At 69.7% G+C, this 19,904-nt stretch carries 16 protein-coding genes and 1 pseudogene; 6 read left to right on the top strand and 11 right to left on the bottom strand.

Annotated elements, in window-relative coordinates:
- Positions 1 to 38: 38 nt before the first annotated feature.
- A complete protein-coding gene (locus BIU94_RS07410; protein ID WP_175472126.1) occupies positions 39 to 3,755 on the bottom strand; it encodes a multifunctional oxoglutarate decarboxylase/oxoglutarate dehydrogenase thiamine pyrophosphate-binding subunit/dihydrolipoyllysine-residue succinyltransferase subunit in 3,717 nt (1,238 codons plus the stop codon).
- A 165-nt stretch (positions 3,756 to 3,920) separates the two neighbouring features.
- Between BIU94_RS07410 and BIU94_RS07405 the strand changes: the two genes are divergently transcribed.
- A complete protein-coding gene (locus BIU94_RS07405) occupies positions 3,921 to 5,360 on the top strand; it encodes a GuaB1 family IMP dehydrogenase-related protein (RefSeq protein ID WP_071256153.1) in 1,440 nt (479 codons plus the stop codon).
- Positions 5,361 to 5,511: 151 nt separating this feature from the next.
- On the opposite strand, the gene BIU94_RS07400 is transcribed toward BIU94_RS07405, so the two are convergent.
- The 4 genes from BIU94_RS07400 to BIU94_RS07385 form a co-directional block, all read right to left on the bottom strand.
- Positions 5,512 to 6,549 (bottom strand): hemolysin family protein, encoded by a 1,038-nt coding sequence (locus BIU94_RS07400; RefSeq protein WP_071256150.1) that lies wholly within the window; start codon positions 6,547 to 6,549, stop codon positions 5,512 to 5,514.
- Positions 6,546 to 7,943, bottom strand: a complete 1,398-nt coding sequence (locus BIU94_RS07395) for a hemolysin family protein (protein WP_071256147.1) — start codon at positions 7,941 to 7,943, stop codon at positions 6,546 to 6,548. Before BIU94_RS07395 ends, BIU94_RS07400 begins: the two co-directional genes overlap by 4 nt.
- 150 nt (positions 7,944 to 8,093) lie before the next feature.
- Complete coding sequence (locus BIU94_RS07390; RefSeq protein ID WP_071256145.1) at positions 8,094 to 9,176, bottom strand: NADH:flavin oxidoreductase/NADH oxidase; 1,083 nt, start codon at positions 9,174 to 9,176, stop codon at positions 8,094 to 8,096.
- A gap of 10 nt (positions 9,177 to 9,186) precedes the next feature.
- A complete protein-coding gene (locus BIU94_RS07385) occupies positions 9,187 to 9,819 on the bottom strand; it encodes an HAD family phosphatase (protein ID WP_071256129.1) in 633 nt (210 codons plus the stop codon).
- 24 nt (positions 9,820 to 9,843) lie between these two features.
- Here BIU94_RS07385 and BIU94_RS07380 point away from each other — a divergent pair, with 24 nt between their 5' ends.
- Positions 9,844 to 10,704: an ADP/ATP-dependent (S)-NAD(P)H-hydrate dehydratase gene (locus tag BIU94_RS07380; RefSeq protein WP_071256502.1), complete on the top strand. Its 861-nt coding sequence runs from the start codon at positions 9,844 to 9,846 to the stop codon at positions 10,702 to 10,704.
- 145 nt (positions 10,705 to 10,849) lie between these two features.
- On the opposite strand, the gene BIU94_RS07375 is transcribed toward BIU94_RS07380, so the two are convergent.
- The 3 genes from BIU94_RS07375 to BIU94_RS07365 all read right to left on the bottom strand — a co-directional run bounded on the left by BIU94_RS07375 (position 10,850) and on the right by BIU94_RS07365 (position 13,771).
- Complete coding sequence (locus tag BIU94_RS07375) at positions 10,850 to 11,761, bottom strand: oxidoreductase (RefSeq protein ID WP_071256127.1); 912 nt, start codon at positions 11,759 to 11,761, stop codon at positions 10,850 to 10,852.
- A 201-nt stretch (positions 11,762 to 11,962) separates the two neighbouring features.
- On the bottom strand, positions 11,963 to 12,574 hold the full coding sequence (locus BIU94_RS07370) for an Ltp family lipoprotein (RefSeq protein ID WP_071256122.1): 612 nt from the start codon (positions 12,572 to 12,574) through the stop codon (positions 11,963 to 11,965).
- Positions 12,575 to 13,060: 486 nt separating this feature from the next.
- On the bottom strand, positions 13,061 to 13,771 hold the full coding sequence (locus BIU94_RS07365; RefSeq protein WP_071256111.1) for a YceI family protein: 711 nt from the start codon (positions 13,769 to 13,771) through the stop codon (positions 13,061 to 13,063).
- Between the two features lie 63 nt (positions 13,772 to 13,834).
- Here BIU94_RS07365 and BIU94_RS07360 point away from each other — a divergent pair, with 63 nt between their 5' ends.
- From BIU94_RS07360 to BIU94_RS07350, 4 genes and pseudogenes are all read left to right on the top strand, one after another.
- Entirely contained in the window at positions 13,835 to 15,166 is a 1,332-nt protein-coding gene (locus tag BIU94_RS07360) for a glycosyltransferase 87 family protein (protein ID WP_071256109.1), read from the top strand.
- Positions 15,167 to 15,222: 56 nt separating this feature from the next.
- A pseudogene (locus BIU94_RS17030) lies at positions 15,223 to 15,372 on the top strand (MTH1187 family thiamine-binding protein); the annotation flags it as partial.
- A 77-nt stretch (positions 15,373 to 15,449) separates the two neighbouring features.
- Complete coding sequence (locus tag BIU94_RS17990) at positions 15,450 to 16,586, top strand: hypothetical protein (protein ID WP_217639481.1); 1,137 nt, start codon at positions 15,450 to 15,452, stop codon at positions 16,584 to 16,586.
- Between the two features lie 82 nt (positions 16,587 to 16,668).
- Entirely contained in the window at positions 16,669 to 16,983 is a 315-nt protein-coding gene (locus tag BIU94_RS07350) for a thiamine-binding protein (protein ID WP_071256499.1), read from the top strand.
- 66 nt (positions 16,984 to 17,049) lie between these two features.
- Here the strand turns inward: BIU94_RS07350 and BIU94_RS07345 are convergent, their stop codons facing one another.
- The 3 genes from BIU94_RS07345 to BIU94_RS17350 all read right to left on the bottom strand — a co-directional run bounded on the left by BIU94_RS07345 (position 17,050) and on the right by BIU94_RS17350 (position 19,867).
- Positions 17,050 to 17,607: a hypothetical protein gene (locus tag BIU94_RS07345; RefSeq protein WP_139196335.1), complete on the bottom strand. Its 558-nt coding sequence runs from the start codon at positions 17,605 to 17,607 to the stop codon at positions 17,050 to 17,052.
- A gap of 85 nt (positions 17,608 to 17,692) precedes the next feature.
- Positions 17,693 to 17,956 carry a hypothetical protein gene (locus tag BIU94_RS07340; RefSeq protein ID WP_139196333.1) on the bottom strand — a complete coding sequence of 88 codons (264 nt, stop codon included), beginning with the start codon at positions 17,954 to 17,956 and terminating at the stop codon, positions 17,693 to 17,695.
- 717 nt (positions 17,957 to 18,673) lie between these two features.
- On the bottom strand, positions 18,674 to 19,867 hold the full coding sequence (locus BIU94_RS17350) for a hypothetical protein (protein ID WP_139196331.1): 1,194 nt from the start codon (positions 19,865 to 19,867) through the stop codon (positions 18,674 to 18,676).
- Between the last annotated feature and the right edge of the window lie 37 nt (positions 19,868 to 19,904).

The raw sequence follows: 19,904 nt of genomic DNA, 5'->3' as shown, positions 1-19,904 counted from the left end.
GGGGCGCAGTGGTCGTTGCGGTGTGCTCGCGGCGGTGGCTAGCGCAGTGCTCGGCCGATGACGTCGGAGGCCTCCTGGGCGGAGCGCTTCGACGACCCGGTCGCCGGTGCGGCGCTCGCCGGACGAGCGGCGACCGACAGCGGCCGGCCGTCCAGGTGCGGCGACAGGTTCATGCACACGAACGGCCACGCGCCCTGGTTCTCCGGCTCCTCCTGCGCCCAGACGACGTCGGCGTCCGGGTAGCCGGCGAGCACCTCGAGGATGCGCTCGAGGGGGAGCGGTGCGAGCTGCTCGAGCCGGACCAGCGCGACGTCGGTGACCCCCCGCTTGTCGACCTCGGCGCGCAGGTCGTGGTGCACCTTGCCGGAGTGCAGCACGACGCGGCGCACGGCGGACCGGTCGACGATGCGGTCGTCGTCGAGGACGGTCTCGAACGTGCCGGTCGTGAAGTCCTGCACGGCGCTCGTCGCCTGGCGCAGCCGGAGCATGGCCTTCGGCGTGAACACCACGAGGGGCTTCTGCGGCCGGGCCCAGGCCTGCCGGCGGAGCAGGTGGAAGTACGACGCCGGCGTCGAGGGCCGGGCGACGATCATGTTGTCCTCGGCGCACAGCTGCAGGTAGCGCTCGATGCGGGCCGACGAGTGGTCCGGCCCCTGGCCCTCGTATCCGTGCGGGAGCAGGAGCACCAGGCCGGAGCGCTGCCCCCACTTCTGCTCGGCGGACGAGATGAACTCGTCGATGACCGTCTGGGCGCCGTTCGCGAAGTCGCCGAACTGGGCCTCCCACATGACCAGCGCCTCGGGCCGCTCGACCGAGTAGCCGTACTCGAACGCCATCGCCGCGTACTCGCTGAGCAGCGAGTCGTAGACGTAGAAGCGGGCCTGGTCCTCGGTGAGGTTCGACAGCGGCAGCCACTCCTGGCCGTTCGACCGGTCGTGGAACACCGACTGCCGCTGGACGAAGGTGCCGCGTCGGGCGTCCTGCCCGGCGAGCCGGACGGGCTTGCCCTCGACCAGGAGCGAGCCGATCGCCGTCAGCTCCGCCATCGCCCAGTCGATGCCGCCGTTGCGCGTCATCTCGGTGCGCTTGGCGAGCAGCTGCTGCAGCTTCGGGTGGATGGAGAAGCCGGCCGGCGGGTTGCTGTGCGCGTCGCCGACGGCACGGACCAGGTCCTCGGAGACCGCGGTCTCGTGCACCTCGACCTCGGAGTCGTCCCGCTGGGCGGCGGGACGCTCGAGACCCTGCACGGCACCGTCGTCGTCGACCTCGATGACCGGGATCGTGCCGGTCTGCGCCTCGTGGGTCTCGGCGAAGGCACGCTCCAGGCGGTCCTGGAAGTCGCGGTGCGCCTCGTCGTACTCCTCTTGCGTGATGTCGCCGCGGCCGACGAGGGCCTCGGTGTACAGCGTGCGGACGGAGCGCTTCGCCTCGATGAGGTTGTACATGAGCGGCTGGGTCATCGAGGGGTCGTCGCCCTCGTTGTGTCCGCGGCGCCGGTAGCAGATGAGGTCGATCACGACGTCGCGGTGGAACTGCTCGCGGTAGGCGAAGGCGAGTTCGGCGACGCGGGCGACGGCCTCGGGGTCGTCGCCGTTCACGTGGAAGATCGGCGCCTGGATCGTCTTGGCGACGTCCGTGGAGTACACCGACGTCCGGGCCGACTCCGGGGGCGTCGTGAAGCCGACCTGGTTGTTGATGACCAGGTGGACGGTGCCGCCGGTGCGGTACCCGCGCAGCTGCGACATCTGCAGCGTCTCGACCACGACGCCCTGGCCGGCCATGGCCGCGTCGCCGTGCACCAGGACCGGCAGCACCCCGAAGGTGCCGGGGGCCTCGCGGTCCTGCTTCGCGCGGACGATGCCCTCGAGCACGCCGTCGACGGCCTCGAGGTGGGACGGGTTCGCAGCGATCGTCACGGGGATGGCACTGCCGTCGCTCGCGCGGAACACGCCCTCGGTGCCCACGTGGTACTTGACGTCGCCCGAGCCCTGCCCGGACACGGAGCCCGGCAGCGACGACCCCTCGAACTCGCGGAAGATCTGGCCGTAGGTCTTGCCGGCGATGTTCGTCAGGACGTTGAGGCGACCGCGGTGCGCCATGCCGATCGCGACCTCGTCGAGCCCGGTCGCGGCGGCGTGCTGGATGAGCGTGTCGAGGAACGCGATGGTCGACTCGCCGCCCTCGAGCGAGAAGCGCTTCTGGCCGACGTACTTCGTCTGCAGGAAGGTCTCGAACGCCTCGGCCTCGTTGAGCTTGCCGAGGACGCGGAGCTGCTCGTCCTTCGACGGCTTCGAGTACGGCACCTCGATGTGCTCCTGCACCCAGCGCCGCTGTTCCGGGTCCTGGATGTGCATGTACTCGATGCCGACCGTGCGGCAGTAGGCGTCGCGCAGGATCCCGAGCACGTCGCGGAGCGGCGCCGAGGTGGTGCCGGCCAGGCCGCCCGTGACGAACTCGCGGTCGAGGTCCCAGAAGGTCAGCCCGTGGCTCTCGATCTCGAGGTCGGGGTGCGTGCGCTGGCGGTACTCGAGCGGGTCGATGTCGGCCATCAGGTGCCCGCGCACCCGGAAGCTGTTGATGAGCTCCTGGACGCGTGCCGTCTTGTTCACGCGGTGCGCGAGGTCGACGTTGATGTCGTTCGCCCACTGGATCGGCTTGTACGGGATCCGGAGCGCCGCGAAGATGCCCTCGTAGAAGCCGTGCTCGCCGATGAGCCGCTCGTGGACGTGCTTGAGGTACTCGCCCGACCCGGCACCCTGGATGACCCGGTGGTCGTAGGTGCTCGTCAGGGTGATGGTCTTGCCGATGCCGAGCTCGACGAGCGTCTTCGCCGCCGATCCCTGGAACTGCGCGGGGTACTCGAGCGCGCCGGCGCCGATGATCGAGCCCTGGCCCTTCGTCAGGCGGGGGACCGAGTGCACGGTGCCGATGCCGCCCGGGTTCGTGAGCGAGATCGTCGTGCCCTGGAAGTCGGCCGGGGTGAGCTTGTTGTCACGGGCGCGCTTGACGAGGTCCTCGTAGGCGGAGAGGAACTGCCCGAAGGTCAGGGTCTCGGCGCGCTTGATGCTCGGCACCAGGAGCGAGCGGGTGCCGTCCTTCTTCGGGACGTCGATCGCGATGCCGAGGTTGACGTGCGCCGGGGTGACGACGAACGGCTTGCCGTCGCGCTCCTCGTAGAACACGTTCTGGCTCGGGAAGTCCTTCAGCGCCTGCACCATCGCCCACCCGATCAGGTGCGTGAACGAGATCTTGCCGCCGCGGGCCCGCCGCAGGTGGTTGTTGACGACGATCCGGTTGTCGATCATCAGCTTCGCCGGGATCGTCCGGACGCTCGTCGCGACCGGCACCGACAGCGAGGCGTCCATGTTCGAGGCCAGGGTCTTCGCCATGCCGCGGAGCGGGGTCGCCACGTCCTCGTGGGTCTCGTCGTGGTCGTCGGCGGCGTCGTTCGCCTCGGCCGGGATCGGCGGCGGCGTCGGCTGGCGCGACGTCGTCTTGGCCTGGATCGGGCCGCCCTGCTGCTGCGGCACGCTCGACTGCGGCGCTGCCGGCTGCTCGGCGGGGGCGGCCGGCTGCTGCGGGGCGGGCGGGGCGTCACCGGTCTGCGTGCGGTGGTAGCTCTCGAGGACCGGCCACCAGGACTTGTCGACCGACTCCTTGTCCGCGACGAACTGCTCGTAGAGCTCGTCGACGAGCCACTCGTTCGCCCCGAATTCGCCCGCGGTCTCGTCCGTTCCCGTCAGATGGCTCGACACAGCCGATCGCCCACTCTCCGTCGATAGATGCTCGTGTGTGTCGTGCGGAGCAACCCTGCCCCGCACAGGTGCCAAGCCTAGCCGCTCGGACATGTCCGTTCCGTGTCAGGCGCGGCGCGGGTCGGCCCCGGTCCGGGGTCCGCGGGGAGCCGTACAGTGGCGTGCATGAGGTTCTACGAGACCCGGCCGACGCACGACCTGACCTACTCCGACGTCTTCCTCGTCCCCAGCCGTTCCGGGGTGACGAGCCGGTTCGACGTCGACCTCTCGGCGGGTGACGGCAGCGGTGCCACCATCCCGATCGTCAGCGCCAACATGAACTCGGTCACCGGCCCGCGCCTCGCCGCGACCCTCGCCCGCCGCGGTGGCCTCGGGGTGCTCCCGCAGGACATGCACCTGCAGGACCTCGACGCCGCGATCCGCTGGGTGAAGGACCAGCCGGTCGCGTTCGACACCGCCTACGACATGGGCGCGTCGACCACCGTCGCCGAGGCCCTCGAGCAGCTCCTGCCCGTCGCCGGCCGCGGTGTCGTCGTCCGCGACGCCGACGGCGAGTACCTCGGCTGCGTCCCCGCCGGTCGGCTCGGCGACGCCGGCCCCGACGCGACGCTCGGCGACCTGCTGCACGGCGCCTCGACGGCGATCGACGCCGACGACGCCGGGACGCCCCGTCACGTGTACGACGTGCTGAGCGCCGCCGGCGTCGACTTCGCACCGGTGGTCCGGCACGGCAGGGTCGTCGGCACGGTCAGTCAGACGAGCGCGATCCGCTCCGACATCTACACGCCGGCGGTCGACGCCTCCGGACGCCTCCGCGTCGCCGCCGCGATCGGCATCAACGGCGACGTCGCGGCGAAGGCCCAGGCCCTCGCCGCCGCCGGCGTCGACGTCCTCGTGCTCGACACCGCGCACGGCCACCAGGAGGGCATGCTCCGCGCCCTGCGCACCGTCGCCGGACTCGGCCTGGGGATCCCGCTCGTGGCGGGCAACGTGGTCACCGCCGACGCGGTCGCGCACCTGGTCGACGCCGGTGCCGACATCGTCAAGGTCGGCGTCGGACCGGGTGCGATGTGCACCACCCGCATGATGACCGCGGTCGGCCGCCCCCAGTTCTCCGCCGTGCTCGAGACCGCCGCGGCCGCCCGGTCGCTCGGCGCGCACGTCTGGGCCGACGGCGGGGTGCGGTACCCGCGCGACGTCGCACTCGCGCTCGCGGCCGGTGCGTCCGCCGTGATGATCGGCTCGTGGTTCGCCGGCACCCTCGAGGCGCCGGGTGTGCTCCGCCGCGACGCCGCGGGCAAGGCGTACAAGGAGAGCTGGGGCATGGCCTCGGCGAAGGCCGTCCGTGAGCGCTTCGAGCGGCTCGACCCGTACGAGCGGGCCCGCAAGGCGCTCTTCGCCGAGGGGATCTCGTCCTCGACGATCTACCTCGACCCGGAGCGTCCGAGCGTCGAGGACCTGCTCGACATGATCACGACCGGCGTCCGCAGCTCGGCCACCTACGCCGGGGCGTCCTCGATGGCCGAGTTCGCCGAGCGCGCGCTGGTGGGCATCCAGTCCGCCGCCGGCTACGAAGAGGGCAAGCCGCTCCCCGTCAGCTGGTAGGAGCTCCCGCTGCCCCTCCCGCGGAAGCGACAGATCCCTGCGAACGTTCCGCAGGGATCTGTCGCTTTCGCGGGGGTGAACGCGGCCACGCGACGGACGGGAGGCACGGTGCCAGCCGGCACCGTGCCTCCCGTCCGTTCTCCGGTCGCGTCTACCGGCGTCGGGTCGCGTCCTCGACCTCGCCGACGAGTTCCTCGAGGATGTCCTCGAGGAAGAGCACGCCGGTCGTGCGGCCGTCCGCGTCGAAGGCGCGCGCCACGTGGCGGCCGGCCGCCCGCATGGTCGCGAGCGCGTCCTCCAGGTCCATCTCGGTGTAGAGCGAGATGAGCTGGCGGATGCGCTTCGGCGGCACCGGGTCGTCGAACTCGTCCGGGCGCAGGTCGATGACGTCCTTCACGTGCACGTAGCCGGTGGGGGAGCCGTCGTCACCGACGAGCACGTAGCGCGAGAACCCGCGCTGCGCCACCGCACGCTCGACGTCGCCGGGGGTGGCGTCCTCGGGCAGGGTGACGAGCTCGGCCATCGGCACGGCGACGTCCTTGACCTTCTTCTCGGTGAACTCGAACGCCAGGGCGAGCTTGCCGTCGTCGGTCAGTGTGCCCTCGCGGCGGGACTGCTCGACGATGGTCTGGACCTCCTCCACCGTGTAGGCGCTGACGGCCTCGTCCTTCGGCTCGACCCGGAACACGCGGAGCACGGCGTTCGCGACCTCGTTCAGGCCGACGATGACCCAGTGCAGGCCGTGGCCGATGTACCAGAGCGTCGGCACGAGCAGCAGTGCGGCGCGGTCCGGCATCGAGAACGAGATGTTCTTCGGGACCATCTCGCCGAACACCACGTGCAGGAACGACACGAGCAGCAGCGTGAACACGAAGGCCACGGTGCCGATCACCTCGACGCTCCAGCCGGTCAGGTGCAGCGGCACCTCGAGCAGGTGGTGGATCGCCGGCTCGGAGACGTTCAGGATGAGCAGCGAGCAGACCGTGATGCCGAGCTGGGTGGTGGCGAGCATGCGGGTCGCGTGCTCCATCGCCCACAGGGTCATCTGCGCGGCCTTCGAGCCCTCTTCCGCCCGGGGCTCGATCTGCGAGCGGCGCGCGGAGATGACGGCGAACTCGGCCGCGACGAAGTACGCGTTGCCCAGCAACAGGACGACGAGCCAGAAGATGCCCCACCAGTCGGAGCTCATCGGGTGCCGCCCTTCGTCGTGGTCTTCGCCGGCGTGGTCTTCGGGGTGCTGCGGGTGGACGGGATGATGATCGCCGTCGCTCCGGTGTCCTGGGACGGGGGCGTCGGGGTCCAGCGGATGCGGTCGATCCGTCGGCCGTCGAGCCGTTCGACGCGGAACACGCCGCCGTCGAGCGGGACCTCGTCGCCGACGACGGGCAGCCGGCCGAGCGTCGACATCACGAAGCCGCCGACCGTCTCGTAGGGGCCGTCCTCGGGGACCTTCACGCCGGCGCGGTCCTCGAGCTCGTCGGGACGGAGCAGCCCGGGGAAGGTCAGCCAGTCACGGGAGCGCACGACGTCGATCCGGGCGCGGTCGTGCTCGTCCGAGACCTCGCCGACGATCTCCTCGATGAGGTCCTCGAGCGTGACGACCCCGGCGGTGCCGCCGTACTCGTCGACGACGATGACCATCTGGTAGCCGCGGCCGCGGACCTCGGCGAGCAGGGTGTCGCCGGGCATCGTCTCGGGCACGCGCTCGGCGTCGGTCATGAGCGCGCCGACGGGGACCTCCGGGCGCTTCTCGCGCGGGACCGCCACGGCCTGCTTGACGTGCACGATGCCGACGACGTCGTCAGCGTCCTCCTCGATGACGGGGAAGCGGCTGAAGCCGGTCTTGCGGGCCAGTGCGATGACGTCCTCGGCGGACTCGGACACCCGGATGGTCGAGAGCCGGGGGCGCGGGGTCATCACGTCGCTGGCGCTCAGCTCGGAGAACGAGATCGTGCGTTCGAGCAGCGTCGCGGTGTCCTGTTCGAGGGAGCCCTCGGACGCCGACCGGCGCAGCAGCGACGTGAGCTCCTCGGCGCTGCGGGCACCGGACAGCTCTTCCTGCGGCTCGATGCCCATCGACCGGAGCACGGCGTTCGCGGTGCCGTTGAGCAGCGCGACCGCCGGCTTGAAGACCGTCGTGAACGCGATCTGCAGCGGCACGACGAGCTTCGCGGTCTGCAGGGGCAGCGCGAGCGCGAAGTTCTTCGGCACGAGCTCGCCGAGGATCATCGACAGCAGGGTCGCGATGACGAGCGCCACGATCGAGCCGACGGTCTCGACGACGCCCTGCGGCAGGTCCATCGCGAGGAACGGGGCCTCGAGCAGCTTCGCGATCGAGGGCTCGAGCAGGTACCCGGTCAGCAGCGTGGTGAGCGTGATGCCGAGCTGCGCGCTCGACAGGTGCGTCGAGGTGACCTTCAGCGCACCGATGACCGGCGACAGGCCGGACTCACCGCGGTCGCGGCGTGCCTCGACCTCGGCGCGGTCGAGGTTGACGAGCGCGAACTCGGACGCGACGAACACACCGGTGCCGAGCGTCAGCAGGATGCCGCCGATCAGCATGACGACGTCGATCGGACTCATGATTCACCTCCCGCCGGGCGCGAGGCAGTGCAGCTCACCGAGTGAGCGACGGATGAGTGAGGCGAAGAACTGTTCGGGGGATCGTCCACAGTGCTGCTCATCGTACTGCCTGCTCCGTCGCCCGGCCGAGAGTCCGTACAGGAACCGGGCTCAGGCCGTCACCCGGGCGCGGTGGTACTGCTGCGGCTCGTAGTCCACCGACACCCCGAGCTCGACGGCGGCGCGCAGGGCGAAGCCGGGGTCGCGGAGCATCTCGCGCCCGATCATCACGACGTCGGCCTGGCCGGTCGCGACGATCTGCTCGGCCTGGAAGGCCTCGGAGATCATGCCCACGGCGATGGTGCCGATGCCGGCGTCGCGCTTGACGGCGGCGGCGTGCGGGACCTGGTAGCCGGGGCCGACCGGGATCGGCGCGCTCGCGACGTTGCCACCGGTCGAGACGTCGGCCAGGTCGGCGCCGTGCTCGGCGGCCCAGCGGGCGACCTGCGTGGTCTCGTCGAGCGTCAGCCCGCCGTCGACCCAGTCGGTCGCCGAGAAGCGGACGACGATCGGGAAGCCTGCGCCGACCTCGGCGCGGACGGCGTCGACGACCTCGAGGAGCGCGCGGGCGCGGTTCTCGAGCGAGCCGCCGTACGAGTCGGTGCGGTGGTTGCTCAGCGGCGACAGGAACTGGTGCAGCAGGTAGCCGTGCGCGGCGTGCAGCTCGACCAGGTCGAACCCGGCCTCGACGGCCCGGCGGGCGGCCTGCGCGAAGGCGAGCACGACGACGCGGATGTCCTCGGTCGCGAGCTCGCGCGGCACGTCGTGGCCGTCGAACGCCTCGGCCGACGGCGCGACGGTGCTCCAGCCGCCCCGGTCGGCGGGGACGGTGCCGCGCTCGGTGTCCCACGGGCGGAAGGTCGACGCCTTGCGGCCGGCGTGCGCGAGCTGGATGCCCGCCGCCGCGCCCTGCTCGTGCAGGAAGTCGACGATCGGCCTGAAGGCGTCACGCTGCTGGTCGTTCCAGAGGCCGAGGTCCTGCGGGGTGATCCGTCCCTCCGGCACGACGCCCGTGGCCTCGACGACGACCGCGCCGGCCCCGCCCTTCGCGAACCCGCCCAGGTGCACGAGGTGCCACGGCGTCGGGACGCCGTCCTGCGCGTCGACCGAGTACTGGCACATCGGCGAGACCCAGATGCGGTTGCGGACGGTCAGGTCGCGGATGGTGATCGGTTCGAACAGGGCGTGCGTCACGCGGGACTCCTCAGATGACGGGCGCCGGCTGCTCGGCCAGTTCCGTCAGGAACGACCGCAGTGACGCCGACGACGTGTAGTGGTGGCCGACCGCCCCGATCGCTTCCGCGCCGGCGGCGTTCTCGGCCCTGTTGTCCACGAACACCATCTGCGCGGGTTCGATTCCCAGTCGCGCGCAGGTGTCGCGGTAGATGGATGCGTCGGGCTTCAGGACGTGCTCCTCGGCGCTCACCACGACGGTCTCGAACAACGAGCCCATCGGCGACCGGCGGTACGGGTCGCCGAAGTCGAAGCCCGCGTTCGAGAGCAGTGCCAGGCGGGTGCCGGCGTCGTGCAACTCCTCGACGACCTCGAGGGTCGCCGGCTCGACCTCGAACCACCCGGTGAAGTCGACCGCCCAGAACCGGTGGATCTCGGAGATGCTCCAGGACCGTCCGGTCCGTTCGGCGATGGCACGCCAGTACGCCACGACGGACAGGTCGCCGCGGTCCAGGTCGTGCCGGAGCTCCTGGTACACGGGGAACAGCTCGTCGGCCGGCACGCCGGTCAGCTCGACGAGGGCTTCACGCGAGGCGTGCGGCGTCCGGCTGATCACCTCGCCGTAGTCGAAGACCACCACGCGACCGGGCAGGAACAGGCTCATGCGCTCCACCGTAACGTGGGCGCGGTGAACGACTTCGTGCCCGTCCGTCCGTCCGATGCCGCCGCGTGGGTCACCGCGCCGACCGGGGAGTCCACCAAGTACCGCCGCGGGGTGCTCGGCGTGGCGACGGGCTCGGACCGGTACCCCGGCGCCGCGGTGCTGGGCGTCGACGCCGCCGTGCACACCGGCGTCGGCATGGTCCGCTACGTCGGACCCGACCGCGCGTCCGACCACGTGCTCACCCGCCGCCCGGAGAGCGTCGTCGGCGTCGGCCGCGTGCAGGCCTGGCTGGTGGGCTCCGGGATCTCGGCCGGGTCCCTCGGCGAACTCGACCCGGCGACCGCCGACGCCTTCGGTCACGCGTCCGACGACGGTGTCCCGGTGGTCGTCGACGCCGGCGCGATCCCGCTCGTCGACCTCGGGCCGCTCGCCGTGCTGACCCCGCACGCGGGCGAGGCCGCGACGCTGCTCGGCGCCTCCCGCGAGTCCGTCGAGGCCGACCCCCCCGCCGCGGCGCTCCGTGCCGCCGAGCAGACCGGCAGCGTCGTGCTCCTCAAGGGCGAGCGGACCCACGTGGTCACCCCGGACGGTTCCGTGCGCCTGGTCGCCTCGTCGGCGACGCCGTGGCTCGCGGCCGCCGGCGCCGGGGACGTGCTCGGCGGGGTGGTCGGTGCGCTCGTCGCCGCGCGGCAGGGTGCGGCGGAGGCGTCCGGCTCGTCGCTGACGCCGTCCGACCTCGCCCACCTGGCGGCCTCCGCCGCGGTGGTGCACGGCCTGGCCGCACGGCGGGCGTCCGGCGGGGGACCCTTCCCGATGACGGCACTCGTCGCGGCGCTGCCGGGCGTCGTCCGCGACCTCGTGGTCGACGGCGACGCACGCGGGTAGCGCTCCGCCCGCGCCGGCGAGCGCGCCGGTGCGTGCCCTGGACGTCCGCACCGACGGACGGGAGGCACGGCGCCCGCTGGCACCAGCCTCCCGTCCGTCCGTCCGTCCCCGGTCACGTCACGGGCGTGACGCGCGCGACCGACGCTCAGCCGGGCCCGTCGCTCGCGGCGGCGAGCAGCGGCACGACGACGTCGCCGATCGGGGTGGGCAGGCCGTACCGGCGGGCGCGGCGGCGCAGGACGTCGTTCCGCACCGACCACTCCAGGGGCCGGCCGGCCTCGCGGTCCGTCAGGATCGACGTGCCCGCGTCGGCCGGGGAGTCGCGGAAGCCCTGCAGGATCCGTCCGGGCTCGTCGTCGTCGAGCACTGCCCCGTCGGCGCGGGCGACCGCCGCGGCCTCGGCGAGGTAGGCCAGCGTCAGCGCGCCGACGTCGTCACGGGCGTACATGCCCGACCGGCGGCCGGTCAGGACCATGAGCCCGGCCGCCGCGTTCTGCAGCAGCTTCCGCCAGGCGAGTGTCCGGAAGTCGTCGGCGGCCTCGACGGTGCAGCGCGTGCCCGCGAGCGCTGCCTGCACGGTGTCGACGCCCGCGGTGCCGCGCGGCAGCGTCAGCCGGGGTGTGGCCCGGAGCTCCACCGAACCGTCCGGGCGGGTCCGGGCGGGGAACCAGACGACGGCCGGCACGACGCGGCCGCGCGGCACGAGCGGCGCGACCGTCGACACCTGTTCGATGCCGTTCTGCAGGACGCAGACCACGGTGTCCGGACCGCACAGTGCCGCCAGCCAGGGTGCGGCCGCCCGGTTCTGCGTCGCCTTCACCGCGAGGAACACCACGTCGGCGGTCGGGGTCGGTGCGACGGGGTCGGTGTGCACCGGACCGGGCACGGTCACCTCGGTGCCGCCCAGGTCGACGACGAGCTCCGCGCGTGCCGTCCGCCCGGCGAGGAAGGGCGTCCGACCGGCCTCGTGCAGCACCGCCGCGACGGTGGCACCGATCGCGCCCGGCCCGACGACGGCGACGGCGGCTTCGACGGTCTGTGGAGCGGTCTCGTCCATGCCGACGAGGCTACGACCTCGCCCGTGCCGCGCGCTCGTGAGGGGCGCGGCTCCGCCTGTTCCTCGTCGAGGTCGCCATTCGAAGGACGTCTGTCCGGCTCCGACAGGTGCGCGCGGCGGCGCCATCGTCCGTCACGAGCCCCGACGAGGAACGCCCCGCCCCTCGGTGGAGGGGCGGGGCGTTCCAGGACGCTGGGACGATCAGTCGTCGAGGTGCGCGACCGCGTAGTCCGCTTCCGACTGGGTGAACTTGTCGGCGACGTCACTGGTGAGCTGGTCCCGGATCGCTTCCGGGGACATGCTCATGGTCGTTTGGTAGTCCTTCGCCGTGGCGAGCGCGTTCGCGTTCCAGTCAGCGTCGACGTGGTCGACTGCGTACGCCGCGGCCTCGTCGGAGAACTTGTCCGCGACGTCCGACGTCAACTGTGCCCGGATGCCTTCCTTCGACATGTGCATGATCTCGGAGTAGCTCTGCGCCGAGTTCAGCGCGGACGTGTACTCGGCCGGGACGTCAGCGGCCGCCTGGCTCTCCGACGTTTCCTCGGACGGCTCCTCGGACGGCTCCTCCGTGGGGGCGGCGGCAGGTTCTGACGCGGCATCCTCGGTCGCGACCGGTGCCGACGTCTCGAGCGACTTCGACACCGAGTCGACCGCGGCCGCGTAGATCGAAGCGGTCGCGATGCCGACGATGAGCGCGAGACCGCCGATGATCGTCCCGGCGATGGCGAGGCCGCGCGTGCGGTTCTTCTGCACGAGTCCGACGATGCCGAGAACGACCGCGACGAGGCCGAGGAAGATCGACACGAAGTTCACGAACGGGATGGCACATCCGACGATCGCGACGATGCCGACGATCAGGGCGGTGAGACCCAGGCGCGTAGGGCGCTTGCTGGAAGTCGGTCATCGGGTTCCCCTGTTCAGACTGCGGACCGGCTGAGCATGTGAGCAGCGTTCACATCGTCGCGACCCGCAACCGGGGGCATTCCGGCTGTCGCCCCTGCTTCGACGTCGTCATGACGCCACTCCGACCGGCGGCTCGCCTCCCGACTGCCGGCTGACCAAGTGACCAGGGGCGTCTCGCACTGCTCGGGTCGGGCGGGGACGCGGACCGCCTCCGGCAGGGGCCACCGGCGAACCGGGCGTCCGCGGATCCGGGGGAGCGGGACCGCTGACCGGCGCCGGAGACGGGTCACGTGCCGTCGACGCGACCACCCGGCGGACGGCAGGCCCGGTGCCAGCTGGCGCCGGGCCTCCCGTCCGCCGGTGCGCACGGCACGGACGTGCGGTGCGTCGCGGACGTCAGTTCGCGGGGGTGGCGTGCACCAGGAACTCGACCGCGCCCGAGTCGTCGACCGTGACGAAGCCGAGGCTCGGGGCCTGCACGTCGAAGTCGGAGAAGGTGACCGGGATCGATCCGGAGATGTCGACGCCGTCGCCGTTCAGACCGATCTGGAGCTCCGCGGTGACGTCCTTCGTGACGCCGTGCATCGTCAGCTCGCCGGAAGCGCGGACCGTCTTGGTGTCCGAACCGCTCGGCACCGCGTCGGCGACGGGCTCGGTGAGCGTGAAGGTCGCCTCCGGGAAGGCGGAGGTGTCCAGGGCCGAGTCGCGGAAGTACGAGTCGCGCTGGTCGGAGTCCGTGGCGATGTCGGCGACCTGCACCGTGATCGTCGCCTTCGTGATGGACGTGCCGTCGACGGTGGCGCTGCCCGAGACGCTGTCGGTGCGGCCGGTGACCGTCACGTCCGAGCCGTTGAGGACCTCGTGGACGCGGTAGCCGGCCTCGGAGTCGCCGCCGACGGTCCACGCCCCGGACAGGTCCGCTGTGTCGAGGGTGGAGGCCTGACGGCTGGCCGCGACGGACGGGGCGGCCGAGGCCTTCGCGTTCTCGCTGTTCGTGTACACCTTCGTGCCGACGACCACGCCGACGACGGCGAGGACGACGACGGCGGCGACGACGGAGATCCAGATGACGGCCTTGCGGCGCTTGCGCGGGGTGTCGGTGGTCACGGGCAGAACGGTGACACGTCATGGTTGGGGGAACCTGTGGATCCCGGCCGCTACGCTCGTCCGGTGCAGAGGACGCGGTGGATCGAGCTCGGGGGCTTCGTGGCCGCGTTCGCCCTCGTGCACGCCGTGCTGTGGTGGCTCACCTGGACGTCGGCGAACCTGCCCCTCGGGGACGTCACCATCACCTACCGACGGTGGATCGAGACCGGCCACTCGGCCCACTTCTGGGTCGGGATCGACGGCGAGTGGGTCTACCCGATCCTGGCGATCGTGCCGATGGCCGCCGCCGCGCTCGGTGGCACCCCCTCGATCGCCACGGGCTGGATGCTGCTCATGGTGCTGCTCGACGCGGTGGCGTGCGCGTTCCTGTGGCGCTTCCGGGTGGGCGTGCCGATGCGCTCCCGGCCGGTCGGTCGCGCGGCGCCCGGTGTCCGCGTCGTCTGGTGGTGGCTCGTCTTCCTGCTCGCGCTCGGGCCGATCGCGCTCGGCCGCATCGACACGGTCGCGACCGTGCTCGCGCTGATCGGCGTCGCGTTCGTCGTCACACGGCCGGCCGTCGCCTCCGCGCTCTTCACCGCCGGGGCCTGGACGAAGGTCTGGCCCGCCGCCCTGGTCGTCGTCCTGCTCCTGCTGCGCCGCGGACACCGCGGGCCGGTGCTCAGCGGCGCCCTCGTGGTCACCGGGCTCATCGTGCTCGTGGACGTGCTGTGGGGTGGCGCGCCGTACCTGCTGTCCTTCGTGACCGAGCAGACCGGCCGCGGGTTGCAGATCGAGGCTCCGCTCGCGACCCCCTTCCTGTGGGCGGCCGCCGCCGGGGAGCCCGGCGCCGCCGTGTTCTACGACCAGGACATCCTGACCTTCGGCGTCTCCGGAGCCGGTACCCACCTGGCCGCGGCGGTGTCGACACCGCTGATGGCCGTCGTCGTCCTCGCCGGCGTCGCGCTCGCGCTCTGGGCAGCGCACCGCGGCGCGCGACGGGTCGAGCTCGCGCCGGTGCTCGCGCTGCTGTTCGTCGCCGCGCTCATCGCGACGAACAAGGTCGGTTCGCCGCAGTACATCGGCTGGTTCGCCGTGCCGGTCGTCTGGGGGCTGGTGGCCGGATCGCCGAGCGCGCGGCGGTTCGTGCCGGTGGCGATCGCCGCGCTGCCGACCGCCGTGCTGACGCAGCTCGTCTACCCGGGCTTCTACGACCAGGTGCTCACGCTGCAGCCCTGGATCCTCGTGGTGCTCACGGTGCGGAACGCCCTCGAGGTCGCGGCGCTCGTCTGGGCCGTGGTCGTGCTCGTGCGGATGGGACTGCGCGGCCCCGACGTGGCTATGGTGCCGGGGCGCCGCGTCGGAGCGCGTGGGTCGGGCGCGGTCGACGCGCGGGGGGACGGCTCGCTCGCGGGATGACGGCGCCCACGCGGCGACGGCGCGCGTGCCGACGGTCGGCGGGGCAGGATGGGCGCATGATCGTCGCCTTCTCCGTCGCTCCCTCCGGTGGGCCCGCTGCACAGTCGGACGGCTCCGTGCACGACGCCGTCGCTGCCGCCGTCCGCATCGTCCGCGAGAGTGGCCTGCCGAACCGGACCTCGTCGATGTTCACCGAGCTCGAGGGCGCGATAGGTCCTAAGTGTATATGACAAGATGAGAGCGACTCGCGGTCCGCGGGGGAAGTCGATCGAGGGAGTTCGAGTTGCCAGAAGATGAGCGCGCAGAGGACGACGTGCCAGAAGTTGGCGCAGCGGGCGACGGTGATTCCGCGCCTGCGGAGCCCACTACACGTACGCGCCGTGTGTCGGTGCCCCGCCCGTTCCCGAGGCGCACTCTAGAACAAGCTCTCCGGGTACCGAAGGCCATCAAGGAAAAGAACGGCGGTCAGCCCTGGGCGCCGTCAGAGGTTTCCGGGGCGCTCGGGATGGGGACAGGGCGGTCTTCCAACTTCTTCTACCTCTCGGCTTCTGCCCGAGATTTCGGTCTGACGGACGGGATCAATTCGTCGCCGGAAATCTCGATCGCGGACCTGGGGCGGAGGATCGTTTCGCCTAGCTTCCCAGGTGAAAATGAGCAAGCGTTGCGTGAGGCATTTCTTCGGGTCGAGCTATTTCGCAAAGTGGTCGAGCACTACGGCGGAAGCAACCTGCCAGAAGAGCCGTTCCGCTCCAACACACTCATACAGACTTTTGGCCTCGACGAGTCCGTTGTGCCGGAATTCATCGATCTGTTCGAAAAGAATGCTCGTTTCGTCGGCATAGGCAATGACTTCCGCCAAGATGTCGTCGCCCAATCTACCTCTCCTCAACCTTCCTCGGTCTTCGTGGCTGCACCGGCGGCTACCGCGAGTGGAGGGCAAAGCGGGGAGCTGGTGTGCTTCGTGGCGATGCCCTTCACGGAGCACACCGATGCGCAGCCCATTGGGTTCTTCGAGGAGGTCCTGACTTCCTTGCTAACGCCCGCGATTGTGGATGCCGGTTTCACCGTTCGAACGGCTAAACGTCAGGGCTCGGACATCATCCAGTCAACCATTGTCAATGAGCTGCTCGAAGCTGATCTAGTTGTGGCTGACCTAACAGAGCATAATCCAAACGTTCTCTTCGAACTAGGTATGCGTATGAACGCGGATAAGCCGGTGGCTCTTATCCGGGCCAAAGGCACGGGTGCGATATTTGATGTAGATCACATGCTTCGTGTTGAGGATTACAACCCAAACCTCTGGCCGAGTACGGTCGCGAAAGATGTTGCAGCACTAACGCAACATATCCGGGCCGCTTGGGATGATAGGGACAGCGGGGCAACGTTCATGAAACTTCTTCGCGGCACTGTCACACCGTGATTCATCCGAAACTGAGCTCGGTCACGTCCTTCAATTCCGAGGGCGCGAATGCTGAGAAGAGTGCATGGAAGGTTGGGTGCTGATGCTCGTTGCGTTCAGCGTGTCTCCGAGCGGAGGCGCAGCAGCTGCAGACGATGCGTCTGTGCACGACGCAGTCGCCGCCGCAGTGCGCGTCGTGCGTGAGTCTGGACTGCGTAACCGCACGACGTCGATGTTCACTGAGATCGAAGGCCCCGACTGGGACTCGGTGATGAATGTCGTCAAGCGTGCGACCGAAGCGGTCGCCCCCTTCGGGAGCCGCGTATCCCTGGTGCTGAAGGCCGATATACGCCCCGGTCGTTCCGGCGAGATCGACGGGAAGATCGAGCGGCTGGAGCGGGCTATCGACCAGCTCTGAGCGGCATTAACATCGGAGGCCCCCTCCTGAGAGACAGTCGGGAGGGGGCCGTGGTGCTGCGGCGTCCTACTTCCAGACGTCTTCGACAAAGGCCTTATCGCGCGCGGTGGTTGCCTCTCGAAGCACTCCGGCGGCCTCGTGAAGCTCGACCAGGTCATGTGCTACGGCGTCAATCTCGTCTCGGAAAGACTGGTCTTGGATGAAGAGGTTGGGGTAGATGAGGAAGTCGGCGAATCCCGCCTCGTTGAGGCGACGCTCGACAGGACGCGTCACTTCACTGCGGAAGATGTTGCGGACGACTTCGCGGACCCTCGCCGCGATGTACGTACCAGGACCCGTCGTCGGCCAGTCGACGCGCTCTACTGAGGCTCGCGCTACGTCGCCCAGCTGCGACGCAATTCGCCGGAGATCGTCCCGAAGCGGTCCAAGCTCCCCCTTGTCGCTCAGCTGTCGAGTGACCATCGGTTCGGCGTGAGCTCGCGCCTTGGCTATCGCGTCGACAGCGTCCGGCAGCCCTTGGGCGATCGCTTCGAGCAGTGCTGCCTTGGAGGCGTTGGATGCCTCTACGGCTTGGGCGTAGGCCTCGCGCTCTTCACCGAGGTCATGAGCATTGCTATTGTTCATTTGAGAATTGTAGCGTCCGACTCCGACGAAAGCCCCCGCCTCGCGAGGAGACGGGGGCCTTCAAGGGTGAGGGGTTGAGCGGCTGCTACTCGGCGGTCGGGGGGAGGCCCTTCAAGGTCAGGACCGGCTTGTTGTAGCTCACAGTCTGGCCCTTCATGGGGCCGTTCTTCGCGACGAACGACACTAGCTCGATCTTCAGCGACGCGAGAATCGGGCCATGGCCGCTAGCGGCCTCCAGCGCTTCAGGCACGTCGACGTTATCGCCGGGCAGGCCGAGCACAGGGGAGGAAAGGGAGAACTCACCGACCTCGGGAGCACGAGCAAGACGAAAGCGCAGCTCGGTGACCAAGTCAGGAGCATATGCGGCCTCGCGACCGAGTCGATCGCGTCGTGCGTAGAACGCTCGTGCGGCCTCTTCGCCTGTGATCCCTTCTGGATTGCATTCCCGGGTCCCGTCGGCGTCGACGACGAGCGTGCCCTCGTTCGTCCAGTACGCCGCTTTCCTTCGAAGCGCGGTACTCGGGTCGAGGATGATGTCTACTTCTGGGCCCACTATGCTGCTGCTTCCGTCTCGGGTATCCACCGGGGTCGGTTGACGCCCGCGAGAACTCGCCAAAAATACCCGCGGTTATCGGGCGCGGCCACCCAGGTTATCGGAATGATACTCGTCACGCCGCCTCCAATCTCCCCCGTTGCCGTATAGGATCTGTCGACCCTACGGAGGCCGCCAAGGACGCCGTCGCCCGGTCCCTCCGGAGGAGGCTGCCGCACGCTATCAACAGCGCGAAGTAAAGCGGACCGTATCCACGGCATGAGAGGCGTAGGACACGCATTGACGGGCGGAGCGCGTCAAGCGTGTGCGGAACGCTCAGTCCTCCTTCGGCAGAGATCCTTTTTCCTCGCTATCAGGTCGCTTCGGCGGCCTGCCTCGCATGCGGGCGGCAACGGTGGGTCACGCATGAAGAAAGTCAAGGGCGACGAGATGCCCCCTCAGGTCGGCACCTTGAGGGGTCGCTTCGCCCCCCTCGGCTTCCGACCACCATGAGCGCATCCGTCCCGCCGCGGGCTAGGAGGAACCGCCCTCTGAAAGTTGCTCGACGTCCACTGCTGGCCAAGGATCCGCATCCGCCCAACTGTCGACGCCGAAGAATACGCCCGCAGACTCCGACGCTGAGGTTCGGACTAGGCGGGCGCCTTCAAGGCGTATCTCCGTTGCGTGGAAAGCCTGAGCCGGGAGGCGCGAGGCCTGTGTCCACGGGTGGTGAAGGACAGTGACCTGTGCCCGATGCACATGATATGGCTGTAGCTGGTTGACCACCAAGACTGCTGAAGTAGTGACATGCCTTGGGTCGTGCTTCGAGCCGAAAAAGCCGTCCGTCATGCGCATGGCTTGCGGATTACCTGCTCCCGCCAGACCCCACACTTGGCTTCCGTACATCGCCGCGATTGTATCGCCGAGGTCGGGGTCGTGTATGTAGACGCCCACCGCGATCACGAGAGGTGCGTCTAGAGCACCGTAGCGGCGCACCTTACTCAATGCTCCACGTCGAATCACGCTCGGATTGTCAATGAATTCGGCTTCGTAATGCGCGTAGACGCCGATAGCCTGTCCTCGCGAAGAGTGGCGGCGCCCCACGGACTTCGGGACTGCTCCAAATTCCGCGGACCAACCGTGCTCAGACCAGGAGAACGTTGGCCAGCCCCCGCTGGTCTTGACTGCATCAGGATCGAGCGTGTCGAGCCAACGCTTGAGGTCTTTGCGGATCCCGCGTGCCGACACAGCGGTAGGACCCACTTCTAGCTGGAGCAGGCTCAAGAAGAAGCGATCATCGTCTAGCAGATTGACCGCGTCGAGAAAGCGCGATTGGCGGTTACTCTCCGCAGTGTCGGGGCCGCCTGGCATAACGGCTTCCAGATAGAAGCGCTCTTCGCCCTGAACTGCAAGGAAGTCCACGTGGCGATCGGAGTCTGGGAGGTCAGGGTGGATCGTGACTGTGAAACCGGACCGGAGGAGCGTCTCGTGCAGGTACAGCTCCAGGAAGGCGCTCCGCGCCTGAGCGTCGTCCTTACGCAACCGGCCACTGATGTCGGCGTATGCATCATCCGGTAGGCGATCGGCCCACTGCTGCAAGAGCTCGCGAGGGTGAGTCCAGTATTCGCCGGCAACCCGGTTTAGAAAGGCGAAGCTAGTCTCACCGTGAGTCGCCGGAGCCCCGTTGGTGCGCTCGTGGTCATCGAAGATCGGCAGTCGTTCTGGCACTCGTGTAGCATCGCACAGCGGCGCTCCGAAGGTGGAA

It is taken from the genome of Curtobacterium sp. MMLR14_006 (genome assembly GCF_001864985.1).
Taxonomy (GTDB): Bacteria; Actinomycetota; Actinomycetes; order Actinomycetales; family Microbacteriaceae; genus Curtobacterium.
Note: the sequence above shows the minus strand (reverse complement) of the source record. Positions and strands in the feature narration are given on the sequence as shown.

What these genes read in the sequence shown, in the direction of transcription:
- BIU94_RS07405 (WP_071256153.1), top strand. Translation starts at nt 3,921, where the DNA reads ATGAGGTTCTACGAGACCCGGCCGACGCACGACCTGACCTACTCCGAC.
- BIU94_RS07400 (WP_071256150.1), bottom strand. Translation starts at nt 6,549, where the DNA reads ATGAGCTCCGACTGGTGGGGCATCTTCTGGCTCGTCGTCCTGTTGCTG.
- BIU94_RS07395 (WP_071256147.1), bottom strand. Translation starts at nt 7,943, where the DNA reads ATGAGTCCGATCGACGTCGTCATGCTGATCGGCGGCATCCTGCTGACG.
- BIU94_RS07385 (WP_071256129.1), bottom strand. Translation starts at nt 9,819, where the DNA reads ATGAGCCTGTTCCTGCCCGGTCGCGTGGTGGTCTTCGACTACGGCGAG.
- BIU94_RS07375 (WP_071256127.1), bottom strand. Translation starts at nt 11,761, where the DNA reads ATGGACGAGACCGCTCCACAGACCGTCGAAGCCGCCGTCGCCGTCGTC.
- BIU94_RS07350 (WP_071256499.1), top strand. Translation starts at nt 16,669, where the DNA reads ATGCTCGTTGCGTTCAGCGTGTCTCCGAGCGGAGGCGCAGCAGCTGCA.
- BIU94_RS07345 (WP_139196335.1), bottom strand. Translation starts at nt 17,607, where the DNA reads ATGAACAATAGCAATGCTCATGACCTCGGTGAAGAGCGCGAGGCCTAC.